Origin of the sequence: Nostoc sp. (genome assembly GCF_036917655.1) — a bacterium.
Lineage (GTDB): Bacteria > Cyanobacteriota > Cyanobacteriia > Cyanobacteriales > Nostocaceae > Nostoc.
This window is the reverse complement of record NZ_JBALCY010000026.1, coordinates 21478-36245: the sequence shown is the minus strand read 5'-3', so window position 1 is coordinate 36245 and position 14768 is coordinate 21478. Positions and strand designations below refer to the sequence as shown.

Annotated in this window: 9 protein-coding genes; 4 read left to right on the top strand and 5 right to left on the bottom strand. The window is 43.1% G+C overall.

Annotated features, from left to right (window positions below; genetic code table 11):
- Positions 1-22: 22 nt before the first annotated feature.
- Complete coding sequence (locus V7K30_RS11605; protein ID WP_334999201.1) at positions 23-3448, top strand: amino acid adenylation domain-containing protein; 3426 nt, start codon at positions 23-25, stop codon at positions 3446-3448.
- 125 nt (positions 3449-3573) lie between these two features.
- On the opposite strand, the gene V7K30_RS11600 is transcribed toward V7K30_RS11605, so the two are convergent.
- The 5 genes from V7K30_RS11600 to V7K30_RS11580 all read right to left on the bottom strand — a co-directional run bounded on the left by V7K30_RS11600 (position 3574) and on the right by V7K30_RS11580 (position 10345).
- Positions 3574-4620 (bottom strand): methyltransferase, encoded by a 1047-nt coding sequence (locus V7K30_RS11600; RefSeq protein WP_334999199.1) that lies wholly within the window; start codon positions 4618-4620, stop codon positions 3574-3576.
- Positions 4621-5685: 1065 nt separating this feature from the next.
- On the bottom strand, positions 5686-6072 hold the full coding sequence (locus tag V7K30_RS11595) for a hypothetical protein (RefSeq protein WP_334999197.1): 387 nt from the start codon (positions 6070-6072) through the stop codon (positions 5686-5688).
- Between the two features lie 50 nt (positions 6073-6122).
- Positions 6123-7697, bottom strand: a complete 1575-nt coding sequence (locus tag V7K30_RS11590) for a GMC family oxidoreductase (protein WP_334999195.1) — start codon at positions 7695-7697, stop codon at positions 6123-6125.
- Between the two features lie 36 nt (positions 7698-7733).
- Positions 7734-9353: an FAD-dependent oxidoreductase gene (locus tag V7K30_RS11585; RefSeq protein ID WP_334999193.1), complete on the bottom strand. Its 1620-nt coding sequence runs from the start codon at positions 9351-9353 to the stop codon at positions 7734-7736.
- A 194-nt stretch (positions 9354-9547) separates the two neighbouring features.
- Positions 9548-10345 (bottom strand): SDR family NAD(P)-dependent oxidoreductase, encoded by a 798-nt coding sequence (locus tag V7K30_RS11580; RefSeq protein WP_334999191.1) that lies wholly within the window; start codon positions 10343-10345, stop codon positions 9548-9550.
- 483 nt (positions 10346-10828) lie between these two features.
- Here V7K30_RS11580 and V7K30_RS11575 point away from each other — a divergent pair, with 483 nt between their 5' ends.
- From V7K30_RS11575 to V7K30_RS11565, 3 genes are all read left to right on the top strand, one after another.
- Entirely contained in the window at positions 10829-11734 is a 906-nt protein-coding gene (locus V7K30_RS11575; protein WP_334999189.1) for an SMP-30/gluconolactonase/LRE family protein, read from the top strand.
- Positions 11731-12273, top strand: a complete 543-nt coding sequence (locus V7K30_RS11570; protein WP_334999187.1) for a DoxX family protein — start codon at positions 11731-11733, stop codon at positions 12271-12273. The genes V7K30_RS11575 and V7K30_RS11570 overlap by 4 nt, the downstream gene beginning before the upstream one ends.
- A gap of 120 nt (positions 12274-12393) precedes the next feature.
- Entirely contained in the window at positions 12394-14679 is a 2286-nt protein-coding gene (locus V7K30_RS11565; protein WP_334999185.1) for an FUSC family protein, read from the top strand.
- Positions 14680-14768 lie beyond the last annotated feature (89 nt).

Genomic DNA, 14768 nt, shown 5'->3' with positions numbered 1-14768 from the left:
ATCATTTCATGGATAATTAATTATGAATAAATCAATCAATATGAAAGCATCATTTTCTTCCTCTGAACCTAGAGAATATTGGGATAAACTATTAGCAGGAGAATTGCCTTTACTTAATTTACCCACTAATTTACCGCGTTCTCCCATAAAAAGTTATGATTGTTCGTCCTATAGTTTTATAATCAAAAATAGACTGACTGGGTTACTGAAAGACCTGGCAAATAGTGAAAGTATCAGCCTTGAGAACCTTTTTTTGGCAGCATTTAAAGTTTTACTTTACCGTTATACAAATGAAACAGATATTCTTGTTGCTTTGCTACTAAACCAGCAAGATAGTCCCGAATTGGAAAAAGTTGCTAGTGACTTAACTAACATAGTAGTATCACGAGATTTTATTTCAGAAAGTATTTCCTTTAAAAAGTTTCTGAATCAAGTTAGTCATACTGTTTTAGAGATAAGGGATTATCAAGACTATCCATTTGCTTTATTGGTAAATGAATTTCAATCAAAGTTTAATTCAAGCGATTCACCTATTTGTCAAGCTTCATTTACTTTCAAGAATGAAAATCAACAGGAAATATCAAATTTATTCGAGTCAGTAGTCAAAAAACAGCCGAAAAACTGTGACCAAATCGAACTAGAATTTGATTTAAGCTTGGAAGTCATCCAGCTTTCTGAATCATTGCAGAGTTGTTTTGAGTACAACAGCAATCTGTTAGATGAAACGACAGTTGCTCAGATAAGCAGACATTTTCAGAATTTACTGGAAAGTATTGTATCAAATCCAGAACAGCCAGTAGCTCAGTTACCATTGCTGAGTGAGAGGGAACGAGAGAAAATATTGGTAGAGTGGAATGCTACTCAGACCGATTATGACCTGACTCCATGTCTCCACCAATTAATTGAAGCACAGGTAGAGCGAAAACCAGATGCGATCGCAGTCTCTTTTGCAGGTGAACAGCTTACCTATCGTCAACTGAATCAGCGGGCAAATCAACTAGCCCACTACTTATCAACACTGGAAGTTAAACCAGAGGTATTAGTGGGTATTTGCATTGAGCGTTCTTTAGAGATGCTAGTGGGACTTTTGGGTATTCTGAAGGCTGGCGCAGCTTATCTACCCTTAGATCCAGCTTATCCACAAGAACGCTTGGAATTGATCTTATCTGATTCTCAGGTGCCAGTGTTGTTGACTGATAATCAAAGCTTATTTGCTAATGAAGAACATAGGAAAGTAGTCTGTTTACATACAAACCAGGAAAATATTGCTACCCATAGCAAAGACAATCCTGCACCACGGGCCACGGCCAAAAATCTTGCTTACGTTATTTATACCTCTGGCTCAACTGGTAAGCCGAAAGGAGTGGAAATTCCTCACAGCGCTGTGGTCAATTTTTTAAAATCCATGCAGTCTGAACCCGGTATCACAGAGTCAGATGTGCTTTTGGCAGTTACTACAGTATCATTTGATATTGCTGCTCTGGAACTATATCTGCCCTTAATTACGGGCGCTCAGGTGGTATTAGCTAGCCGAGAAGTAGCTAGTAATGGCAAGTTACTGAAAGAGCTAATTGATACTGCTGGGACTACGGTTATGCAAGCTACTCCAGCTAGTTGGCAGATGTTGCTAGCAGCTGGCTGGAGTGCTTCTCCTCAATTGAAAATTCTCTGCGGTGGCGAAGGATTAACCAGCGGCTTGGCACAGCATTTATTAGAAAAAAGTGCCGTTGTATGGAATCTTTACGGGCCGACTGAAACTACCATTTGGTCAACTCTCTCTAAAGTAGAAGCTGCCCAACTATCTCATGCTTTAGTTCCCATCGGTCGTCCCATTGCTAACACACAAATTTACATATTAGATTCCTATCTCCAACCAGTTCCAGTGGGAGTTCTTGGCGAATTGTATATAGGTGGTGTTGGAGTTGCACGCGGTTATCTCAACCGTCCCGAACTAACTGCTGAACGGTTTGTGGCTAATCCCTTCTCAGTTGGTTACTGCCTTTACAAAACAGGAGATTTAGCTCGTTACCTGCATGATGGCAATATTGAATACGTTAGTCGAATAGACCATCAAGTCAAAATTCGGGGGTTTCGGATTGAACTTGGGGAAATAGAAAACATTCTATCTGCTCATCCACAAGTGCGAGAAGCGGTTGTGATTACCCGTTCTGATCAATCAGAAGAAAAACAAATAGTAGCTTATTTTACTGCTCAACAGGAACAAGCAACCCCTGAAAACCTGCGTGATTTCCTCAGACAGAAGCTACCCGATTACATGGTTCCAATAGCTTTTGTGATATTAGATGTATTACCCTTGACTCCCAGTGGCAAAGTAAACCGTCGCGCTTTGCCAAAACCACTAGTTTCTAGCTTCAGCCAACACAATGAATTTATTACACCGCGCAATGATACCGAACGGGGATTAGCAAAAATCTGGTCAGAGATTTTAAACATTCAGCCAATAGGTATTAAAGACAACTTCTTTGAAATCGGTGGAAATTCTCTCTCAGCAATCCATTTAATAGCTTCAATCGAGCAGCAGTTTGGTAAAGAATTACCCTTATCAGCAGTCCTGACTAATCCTACCATTGAAAAGTTTGCAAACCTTCTTAATACCAGTTCAGATACTTTTGATAAATCCCTCCTGATTCCCATCCAGCCAAAAGGTAACAAGCAACCATTTTTCTGCGTACATCCTGCGGGAGGGCATGTTATGTCCTACTTCAAACTAGCGCAGTATCTAAGTCCCGACCAACCGTTTTATGGCTTGCAAGCGCAAGGGTTTTATGGAGAAGAACCCTTAACGCGAGTCGAGGATATGGCAAGCCTGTATATCGAAGCAATTCAGAAGTTTCAGCCTCAAGGCCCTTATCAGATTGGTGGCTGGTCATTTGGGGGAGTTGTGGCGTATGAAATGGCACAACAACTGCACAAACAGGGACATGAAGTCTCCTTGTTAGCAATACTGGATTCCTATGTTCCAATTCTGTTGGATAAAAACAAGAAAATTGACGCTCCATATTTGGTTGGCGCTCTTTCCAGGTATTTGGGCGGAATGTTAGGTCAGGATAATCTGGTAACGACTGATGAAATCAAGCACTTGAGTGTTGATGAACAAATCAACTACATCCTTGACAAGGCAATAAAAGTCAAAATATTACCGCCATCAAATCAAAATCGACGCATTCTTGATGTGTTAGTTGGAACGCTAAAGGCAACTTATTCTTATGCAAAACAGCCATATCCAGGAAAAGTCACCGTGTTCAGAGCTAAAGAAAAGCATCTCATGGCTCCCGATTCAACCCTCGTGTGGGTGGAATTATTTTCTATAATGGATGCGGAAGATATAAAAATTGTTGATGTTTCTGGTAATCACTACACATTAATTTTGGAACCTCATTTACAAGTCTTAGCAGAATGTTTGAAATCATGTCTGGAGAGATTCTAATATCTTTCTAATAGTTCTAATACTATGTCCAGCCAACTTTGCGATTGTTGGTTGATGATTTGTTGGTAGTGAGGATTAAAGTCCTCACTACCAACTCTTTAAAGTTGACTTTATTTATTTGTTAATCAGTCGCTCGAAGACTTTTGAAATTCCATCACCGTTAGGCTAGTTCCTGTGTAAATGATTTTTTCCAGTTGAAAGCCACTAGCTTCAAACAGATTTTTATATTCTTCTTCCGTGCGCCAGTAACCCCCTGGATTAGTTACCATCATCTGAACCGCAGCAAGAGCTGGGATCGTCCCATCTGGATATTCTACTGGCGCACCACGAGGCGGAACGAGTGTTTGTAGAAGTACTACCTTACCTTGTTTCGGGAGAGCCTCTCTGCATTGAGTTAGTACCTTGATCGCGTCTTCAACACCGAATACGGAGAGGAAATACTTCATAACGATCGCATCTGCACCCTTTGGTATCTCCTCCAAGGCATTACCACCAATGACTTGCACTGCATCTTCATCAAGTCCCTGCGTAGCTAAGAAAGTAGGAGCTGTCTTAACCTCATGTGGTAGGTCAAACAATATGCCTTTACAGCCAAATTTTTTGACAATATGGGCAATCAGTGCCCCTTGATTGCCTCCAATGTCCATAACTGTATCAAACTGACTAAAGTCATACACCTCAAACAGTGAATCAACAGCCTGATTCGTTAAAAAGCTCATGGCATTGTTGAACAGATTTCTACTATCGGGGTTTTCCGTCATGAAGAAGTCGTAGAATTTCTTGCCATGTGCCCTTTCAAAAGCTACTTCCCCTGTTTTCAAGGAACTCCCTAGTTCCCTCCAAGCATCCCACATCGGGGGTTCTGTAATATGCAGTAGAAAATGTCCCAGAGAAGGCTCTGCATTTGTAATCAGTTGTTCTGAGAGTTCTGTTGCTGCAAATACACGTCCGGGCTTTTCTACAAACACACCTAAATGAGCTAAAGCACGCAGAACAACATACAATGTTTCTACTTTTGTAGAGGTTGCTTTTGCGATTGTTTCTACAGTCATTGGTTCTGACTGTAAAAGGTTGGGTATACCTAAGTTTGTTGCTATATAAAGGCACTGACTTTGCCAGTAGCCATAGATCATCTGAGCAAGCTTCTTGGATGCCGAAGTTGTTCCTAACAAATTCTATTTCTCCGTTTTAAAAACTTTACGCTACTTTCTATCTAATCCAGAATTACAAAGCTCTAAGTTCAGCAGTTTTCAAATGGATGAATATATCATTAATGAACCGCGATGAATGCAGAAAAATTTGTACTTCATTTGGATAAGAACAGCTACATATTAGAGACTTTCAGAAAATCAAATATGCATTCTTAATTTAGTATACGGCTTATGTGAGTTGGGGTAGCAAAAAAGAAGGGGAAACTGCAAGATAAAGGTAACAACACCAAAAATTGCAGTCCGGCCACATCATGTTAATAAGATTGTCAGTAGACCGAAAAGTTCTGCGATGCTCTGGGGTAGATATCTGCTGTATTTAATTGTTGTCTAAAAAACCGTATTCTATAATACATTTTTTGAATAACTTACTTGGGCTTATAACATAAGTAAAACTCATCATTTAACTTACTATTTTTTGGCGATGGCTACGCCCGCCGCTCGCGTTGGCGCAGCCTCTCGTAAAGAAGGCATCGCATAACTTTTCGGTCTACTGAATATGCAAGAAATATTTTATTGTACGGAGAAGAGTGATTCGCGATCGCAGACCTTTGGAGTCATCTAATTTTGGAGCATTGCTGCCATCGAGTTCTTCAGAGTCGCTTTAATATCATTTTTAACGAGTCCATATCTCAGTCACCTCGGTAGATGCATTCTCCGTATTTATTTAACTTTACATAGTTTGGTTTTTTCATGCCTACCTACTTAGTCAGGAAATTATTGAGATTAAGTCCTAATAAGTGCAAGTATTATCAATAGGTAGAAAGAGCGATGAGGTTTCCAAAGTCTGCATTTTATCAAGAAGACAAGGGGAAGTCTAAGAGTTTCCTTGTAGGGCGGCAGCGCCCAAGGGTTTAATACCGCACCACTTTTTGGTGGCTCGGTGTTTCAGGTGAGGTGAAGTTGTTCATGGAGAAACCCTCAAGACCACACTTCTGTGAATCCCCATCAGATTTCTCCCCAAGTCCCCAAGTCTATTTCTTCAAACCATTTCGCCACCCCGCAAGGACAATAACTTAAATCTTTGATTTAAGTGACTTGAATTTGTCCACCTTGTGGTTTTGATAATGCTTGTAATTCTTCCCAAGAATAGTGAAGGGGTAGTTCAATTGGTTTGTGATTGGCTCCTAATCCTAATCCAATTGTCGGCTGGAGTTCTTCAAGGAATTCTTCAGCGTACCCTACCAGTTTATTGGCTGCAAGGCCACCTGTAATTGCCCCTGCAACCCCACCAATTGCAGCACCAACTTTACCAGCAATTGAGCGACCGAGTGCGGCTCCGGCAACGCCACCTCCCACAGCACCTAGACTTTTAGCTAGGGAATGAGGAGAATCTGTCGCTTCTAAATCGTTCTGTTGAGATTGAATCTGTGGTTGCTGTTGTGGTGTAATTTGCTGTTCCTCGTTCGTCATCATATTTGCCCTTTTTGTCTTTACAAATAACTATTCAATCGTTCAGCTATGGGTTAGCGAAGCGTTGCTGCAAGCAGGTCGCCAACACGCAAAGCATTCGCCATAATCGTTAATGTCGGGTTAGCACCCGAATTTGATGGGAAAAAACTACTATCTACCACGTAAAGATTATCGACATCATGGGTACGGCAATTGAGGTCAAGGACTGAGGTTTTGAGGTCTGTGCCAAATCGACAACTACCACATTGATGAGCAACTGCTTGTTCTGGTATATGAGTCCGGGGATAAATGCTAAATGGTAGAACGTGTTTAGCGCAGTGAGGGATTGACTTGAGTACAGATGTCCAACGATGGATCAGGCGATCGCTTGCTTCGGTATTGTTCAGTGTATAGTCAATGTGAATCTTGTCACCCACCACACGAATCCGATTATTTGGGTCTGGTAAGTCTTCTGTTTGCAGCCACCAGCCAACCGAACGCTCGGCAACCAAATTTAGCTCATAGTGAGGAATCAGCTTGATAAATGGAGCCATGAGTGGCGGAGCCTCTCCGGGAATCATATCCGCTAACACATTGCCCGTATTCTGCACCATGCCCATCGGATAAGGAAAATCTGGCTCTCCCCAATAAAAATCGTTGACGGCGATCGTTTTTTGAAAGTTGGCGTGATTTACCTCTACATGTATGGAAACTATAGCGGTTTCCAACTGTTTCATGAAATTTCGCCCTACCTGATCGGAACTGTTTGCCAATCCCTTGGGATGCTTATCGTTAGCAGACTGTAATAGCAAGACAGCCGAGTTAATAGAGCCACAGGCAAGAACCACAATATCACCTGCAAACCAATGTTTTTCCCCAGCAATTTCAGTTTCTACCTTCGTAACTTCTCGCCCCGACTCACTGGTATGCAGCCGCAAGACTTTGGCATTGGTTAAAAGGGTGAAATTGGCATACATTTCACGGGTAGGACGAATGGCGTTGACATCGGCATCGGCTTTTGCCTGTACTAGACAGGGGTATCCATCAAAAGTATCGCAGCGAATACAGGGACTCTTGGTGCGATCGCTTTCATTGAGTTTTAATCCTAGTGGCAGATGGAATGGGTAATAACCCAGTTCACGGATGCCATCAGCGAGGGACTGCATATCCGGCTCATGACTCACTGGCGGATAAGGATATGGCTCACTACGAGGTGGTTCGGTTGGGTCTTCTCCTTCCTGACCATGCACGTCATACAGCTTTTCTGCTTGGGTGTAGTACGGCTCAAAATCTGAGTACTTAAGTGGCCATTCTGGAGAAATTCCTCCCTTGTGAATTACCCTTTCAAAATCTCGCTCGCGGAATCGAATTAGGGCTGCACCGTAGAGTTTAGTATTGCCACCAACCCAGTAACCTGTTTGAGGCTTAAAGGCTTTGCCTTCTTTGTCATACCATTGCTCATCGGTGTGGTAGCGATGTTTTTGATAAACTTCTTGTGGATTCCAGTTGGCTTTTTCTCTCGGCAAAAAGTCGCCTCGTTCCAGCACGAGAATTTTTTTACCTGTGGGTGCGAGACGATGAGCCAGTGTACCTCCACCTGCTCCCGTACCGATAATGATGATGTCGTAGCGCTCAGTGATGTTTGTCATATATGCAGGAGGTGGCGAATTACTCTTGTCTCAAACTTATTGCTTGCTACTAACTTGAGGCTGTTTTTGAATCAAATCAACTGTACCACGCCGTAATTCCTCAACAGTTAGCATCTGGTTCAAGCGCATCAATTCTGAGATAGCTGCTGTTTCTGTATCCCGATGGCTGGTTGCAACTGCCAAGACTTGATTGTTTTTGATGTAAAAAGCAATGAATTCCTGTTTTTGCAAATCCCCATCGACAATTATTTCATCCCAACTTTGGGCGTGTCCAAGGTAGCGCAACGGAAACTTGAATTGCATTGTCCAGAACAAAGGAAGCCCTCTAAATTTGACTGCTTTCCCTGCCATATTATTAGCTGCAATTCGCCCCTGCTGTGCTGCGACTCGCCAATGTTCAACGCGAATCGATTCGTTTGTCCGCCAATCGGGATAACGAGCAATATCGCCTGCGGCGTAGATGCCATCAGCTGCACGTAAGTATTCATCAACAACAACACTGCCATCTTTAGGATGCAAATCAACACCCTTAAGAAAGTCTGTTGCCGGCTGTACGCCAATTCCGACAATTACTATATCTGCTTGCAAGCGATCGCCATTATCTAAAATTACAGTTTCTACCTTGTCACTACCTTCAAACTCTACCGCTTTTCTACCCAACTTAAAGGAAACGCCGTTTTCCTCATGGACTTGCTGAAAGATTTTGCCGATTTCCTCGCCCAGAGTTTTCTTAAAAGGGACAGAATCTGGCGAGATAACGGTTACTTGTAAGCCATGCTGACTCAGCCCAGATGCTGTTTCCATACCGATAAAACTGGAGCCGATGACTACCGCATGTCCTTTTTGCTTGATGGCTGTCAAAATGCGATCGGCATCATCAAAACTGCGTAATGTCAAAATGTTTTGCAAGTCCGCACCGGGAATATCTAGCTGGCGTGGTTTTCCTCCTGTTGCTACCAGCAGGGCATCATAGCTTAACGAATCACCACCGCTAAAGGTGATCGCTTTTGCCGTTGTTTGCACCTGTTCAACTCGCTTATTCAACAGCACTTCAATGGCGTGTTCTTTGAAGAAATCGGCCGATCGCAGGGGCATTTCCTCGGAGGATGTTTTACCAATGAAGTAGTCTTTACTCAGCTTGGTGCGATCGTAGGGCAGCTTATCTTCCTGAGTGATCATGACGATTCGCCCTTGATATCCAGATCCTCGCAAAGCTTCTGCCGCATGGACACCCGCCGCTCCTGCTCCTAAGATCACAAATGTGCGGCCATCAGCGTTGCGGTTAAATTGCGTTATTGCGGGCGATGCCTGCGGCGGCAAGCTACGCAATCCCGTTGTTTCCTCTGGTACGCTGACAATGACGTTTTCACCTTCAATGCGGACTTGATAGCAAGCTAAACCATCCAAGCCAGGTGGCTCTAGTTGGTCGCCATTCGTCACGTCAAAATAGGCATTGTGCCAGGGGCAAATAACATGATGTCCACTCAGCACCCCATCTGCCAGTGGCGCTTTATAATGAGAGCAGTGTGCGCCGACGGCATAAAACTTTCCATCTATCCGACTCAGTAAAACCTCTGTCTCGCCGACAGACACCTGTCGCATTTCCCCATCATTTAGATCGTTGATATTGGCAACAACTGCTTCTATCTGTTTCATAATCAACTCTTAAATTAAGAATAGGAGTTATACCAATTCTTTAAAATCCGGCAACAGATTCAAACCCGAAAAACCAGATGCAATCTGAATATGAGTGCAAGCTCTTACACCCATTGATTACTAATTACGAATTGATATAAAACAAAGAACTTGCATACTGTGTTTGGGGCTAGTTTCCGCTAGACCTGCTTCGCTCACAAACTTGCAACCGAGCCACCATCTACCCGATAGTTAGAACCAACCACAAAGCTTGATTGCTCAGAACAAAGGAATGCAATCACAGCCGCTACTTCTTCTGGTTTGCCACGTCGTTTGAGTTCGATGTGAGGGCGCTGTTCATCAAGGAAACTATCAATTGCCTCATTAAAGCTGACACCCAGTTGTTTTGAGCGCTTTTCCATCATTGCGTCAGTCATCGGGGTGGCGATATAAGCAGGAGAAACTGCATTCACCAGCACGCCATCTTTTGCATAAGCTTTAGATAAATTTTTAGCAAGATTCAGTATCGCTGCTTTGCAAGCGCAGTAAGGTATCTCTTCTGGGTAGGGCTGTAGTGCATCTTCAGAACTGACGAGGATGACTCTTCCCCAACCAGTTTGACGCATCGCCCCGATAAAAGCGCGACAGGTGCGTACCGTCGCCATCAAGTCAACGTCAATTGTCTGGTACCACTCCTCATCACTCAGTTCGAGGAAATCTCCCGTAGCACCTGTGATTCCTGCCGCATGAACAAGGATGTGAACTGTTCCGAAGCGCTCAATAATTTGCTCTTTGGCAGCTTCAACTTCTTTGGACTGAGTGAGGTCTGCCTGAACTGTAAATATTTCTCCAGACTTTCTCAACTCCTCAGCTGCCATTTGAAGATTTTCTGAAGTCTTATCGATAATAGTAACCTTTGCACCCTCAAGAGCGAGTAGTTTCGCTGTCGCTTTACCAATGCCGGAATCACCTCCAGTAATTACAGCGATTTTACCTTTAAGACCAAGATCCATAAGCTATTTCTCTATTTCTTAATTGGGAAAAATTTATGCCAAGCTGATTAATTGAGAAATATTCAGATAGTTTTTGCTTACACGCTTTACTTTATATCACAAAGTCTGAATTTTTAAACTCATCAATGGTATATATCTCAAAGGATAAATTCAGCCTTTAGACATAGGTAAACTTGGGAAAAAATTGTTTCAACTGAGAATTGGGAAAAAATTTGGCGATAGATGGATTGGCATAACCGAGAGTGATAGATGTATTCCCAATCTAAAATTTGAGATTATACCCAATGACTTAATTTTTATTTATGCCTAAAGAGATGCTAGTATTTAATTTTGATTTTATTTTTGTTTATTTATGTAAATAAAGCATATTTGATATCTATAAAAGAGGACGGAGAAATTTTATAACCTATTACTTTTTAAATTGGTATTAACTTGAACCTGCCATTTATCGCCAGTCACCAAGTTAAATAACAGGAGATTACTATGCCTGAAGCTATTGAGATTTCTGACGATCGCCTACTTGCTATTGTCCGCCCAGGTGCTTCACTCCAGGAGCTAGCCAACGGTGCAGTCCATAGCGAGGGGCCTGTTTACTTCCACGAAGATGATAGTGTTATATGGAGTGACGCTCATGGCAACCGCGTGTTGCACTGGAGTCCTACCGATAACGTGAGTGTTCTGCGAGATCCATCTGATTACCAAAGCGGTAATTACCGCGACTTAGAGGGCCGTCTGGTTGCGTGTTCCTCCGGTCTGCGGGCCATTATCCGACGCGAACACGATGGTGAATGGAAGGTTTTAGTCGATCGCTACCAAGGCAAACGCCTGAACAGTCCAAATGATTTGGTAGTGAAAAGCGACGGCACAATTTGGTTCACCGATCCGCCCTATGGTATCACTGAGCCGAACCAAGGTTACGGCGGCGAACAAGAACAACCTGGAAGTTACGTGTATCGCTTCGATCCGGCAACTGGTGAAATTTATCCTGTAGTAACAGACATGGTGCGCCCGAATGGGCTGGCTTTCAATCCAGATGAAAGCCTTTTGTATGTCTCAGATACAGCTGCGTTTAATATTCCTGGCGGGCCTCATCATATTCGTGTGTACGAGGTTATGCAAGATCGCCATGTAAAAAATGGTCGCGTGTTCGCAGTCATCGATCCAGGACAACCTGATGGATTTCGGGTTGACGAACATGGCAACATTTTTACTACTTCTCAAGACAGCGTGCAGGTATACGCGCCCGATGGGACGCAGTTGGGAAAAATTCTCGTACCGCAGACAAGCACTAACCTAACTTTCGGCGGCAAGGAACGCGATCGCCTATTTATCACAGCCGGTCATTCCTTATATGCTATTGACCTTAATACCCGTGGTGTACAACTATGATTTATCAATTTGGGCTGGGTGTAGCGATCGCCTTTTTTCTAGGTGCATTTAATTTCCCACAGCTAGGGCCATACCTATTAAGTTCACTTGCTCATGTGTATCCTGATGGATTCCCAGGATTAGCACTTTTACTGCTCAGAGTTAGCCTTGGCGGATTGTTTCTCCTACACGGCTATCCAAAGTTAACGCATCTTCGACAGTGGGGTGAGTCTCTAAAAATGCCTGTTTCTCTTTGCTTTTTATCAGCAGCGTCTATGTTAGGTGGCGGAATTTTTCTGATTGGGGGATTCCTGACACTCTTAGCGACATTGCCCATTCTCGGCTCAATGATTTTTGCGATATATTTAGATATCTCTGGAAGCAAACCTTTTGTAGCCCAAGATCCATACTTAATTCCAGAAGACCAGTATAAAGGCCCTTTAGGAAAAGGTGAACCACCAAGTTGGGAAAAAGCATTTATGTATTGCGTTATGCTGATTGCGATCGCGGTTTTAGGCCCTGGTGCATATTCGCTAGATGCTTTGATTTTTGTCCGGTGAAAATTAGCCGACTCAACTACCTCAAAAGGTATATTACAGTCATCCTCCAACCACTTATTATATGTGGTTCAAATGCTGTAAGAGGCGATCTGCTTTGTCAAAATAATCGCCAGCCTAATAATGCAATCTACAGATAAACGTCCTCTCAGTTGGTTATTGCAGCAGTTTCAACTCAAACCAGGTAAACCCGCCTTTTTATCAGGATTGCGTAGCCTTTTTATACTGGGTGTCCCCATTGGAGTTGGAATCATTACTGGTCATGGTGCCGCAAGTGCGATCGCCACTATGGCGGCTTGGTTCGTTGGCATGGTAAATGTTGACGGAGCCTATCGCCAGAGAGCGACTGCTATGATAGCAGCTACGATTGGGATAACTTTGATGTTCCTGATCGCCAGTCTGGTTAGCAGTCATCTCTGGTTAGCTGTCCCGACAACGTTCTTGGTAATATTTATAGCAGGTTTAGCAAGTCTCTATGGCAACGTGGCTGCATCTGTCAGCTTAGTTACTTCGATCATGTTTGTGATTTCGCTTGCTAGATTCGCTTCATTTTCCAATTGGTCTACTCTTATCCAGCAATGTGCGCTATGTCTGGCAGGTGGAACATGGACAACTGCGCTCTCATTAGGGCTGTGGGTGGTGCGTCCTGATGTACCTGCAATGCAGATAGTCGCTAACTGTTATCTCTCGTTGAGCAAATTTGTAGACTTGGCAAGCCAGAGAACATTAAATCCAAAGGCTCGTCAAGAGTGGGCACAGCAATTTTTGCAAGCTCAGGATACCGTCATTCAAGACTTGACATCTGCTCGTAGCGTCTGGACAACTATCTGGACTAGGCAAAAAGGAGCTAACCTACGGGGAAATTACTTACTGGTGTTAATCGAGGATGTAAATCAAATTGTCAATTCTGTTGTAGCACTGAGCGAACTGTTAGCGATCGCATCCGAACATCAACTATTTTCTCGATTACAGAAAGAAATTCAGCAAGTAATAGAACAGTTGGCAATTGCTCTGCAAATGTTGTCAGAAGCGATCGTCAAAGGAAAAAACCCACCTCACCTGGGCGATCTGGATCGAATGGTTGAAGCACTGGAACACCAGCGGCAAGTTCTACGCTCTCAAGTTCTCAATCAAGCGATAAATGCTCAGAAAGATGAATATTCCGATCTACTTAACCTTGGGAAAATTACAGTCAGTCTTACAAAGCTGGCACAGCAAATTCATACTGATGCAGATATTGTTACAGATTTAATCCAGGGAAAACAGCACAGCATTGCCCAGCGAGACATTTCCCCCCCAGCCCAGTCAGAGCGTTTTGCAATTATTGATCCACTGCGGAATAATTTCACTTTTGACTCAGTTCTCTTTCGTCATGCGTTGCGTCTAGCACTGATTACAACGCTTGCGGAATTACTTGCCTCAGTATTGCAACTCCCTAGAGGCTACTGGATAACGCTCACAGCTCTAGTTGCCCTTAAACCCAACTTTGGTGGAACGTCCGAGACAACAGTACAAAGAGTCATCGGTACTATTTTGGGTGGAATTATTGGTATTACTTTGATTTTACTAGTTAAGAATCAATTGGCGATCACAGTCTGTTTCTTGCTGCTGGTATTTGTTGCGATGTCGGTGCGATCGTTAAGCTATAGCATATTCATTATACTGCTGACTCCCGCCATCATCTTACTACTCAACATTATTAGTGCAGGTGGCTGGAAAGTTGGAGTATTGCGGATCTTCGATAGCTTCGCTGGGGGTGTCTTAGCACTGCTTGGCAGCTATTTGCTTTTTCCCCGTTGGGAACGACAGCAACTTCCTGCACAACTGGAAAAGACAATTAGAGTCAATCTTGCCTACTTTCAGCAAGTCATAGCTAACTATCTCCATCCAGAACAGAATGCATCTGCTGATTCTATCAATATGCTACGCCATCAAGCAGCACTAGAGAACGCCAACGCTAACGCTGCCGCTCAACGATTGTTCAGCGAACCTCGTCACCTTCAGGGAGAAATTGAACCTGTAATGACGCTGATGGTATACATTCGTGGCTTTTTCAGTTCGGTTACAACTCTGGCAGAACATAGGCGGGAATTTAGCGGCGAGTACCAATTTCTTGAACTCAAGCGGCTGACTGATAACATTGTCCAAGTTTTGGAAAACTTAGCAGATGCCCTTCAGCAAGGACAGCCAACCCAACCGTTACCAGCGCTGGATAGCTATCTCGAAGTAATTCACAACCAAATTGAACAGCTACATACTGCTCGGTTATCAGAGATTGCCACAAATTCTCATACTTTAACTCCCACATTACAAGCCGTTCGAGAACAAACTCCTTTATCCACAGAACTGGATCGAATTGTTAATGAAATTAAAGTTATGCATTGTGTAATTGCTCGTCTGCAAGAATAATTTTCTTGACTGCCGAAAGTAGTTTTAAATTTGGAATCCTTCAATCCAAAATTTAAAATCGGTCAGCGATCGCTATTTTATATCATGTC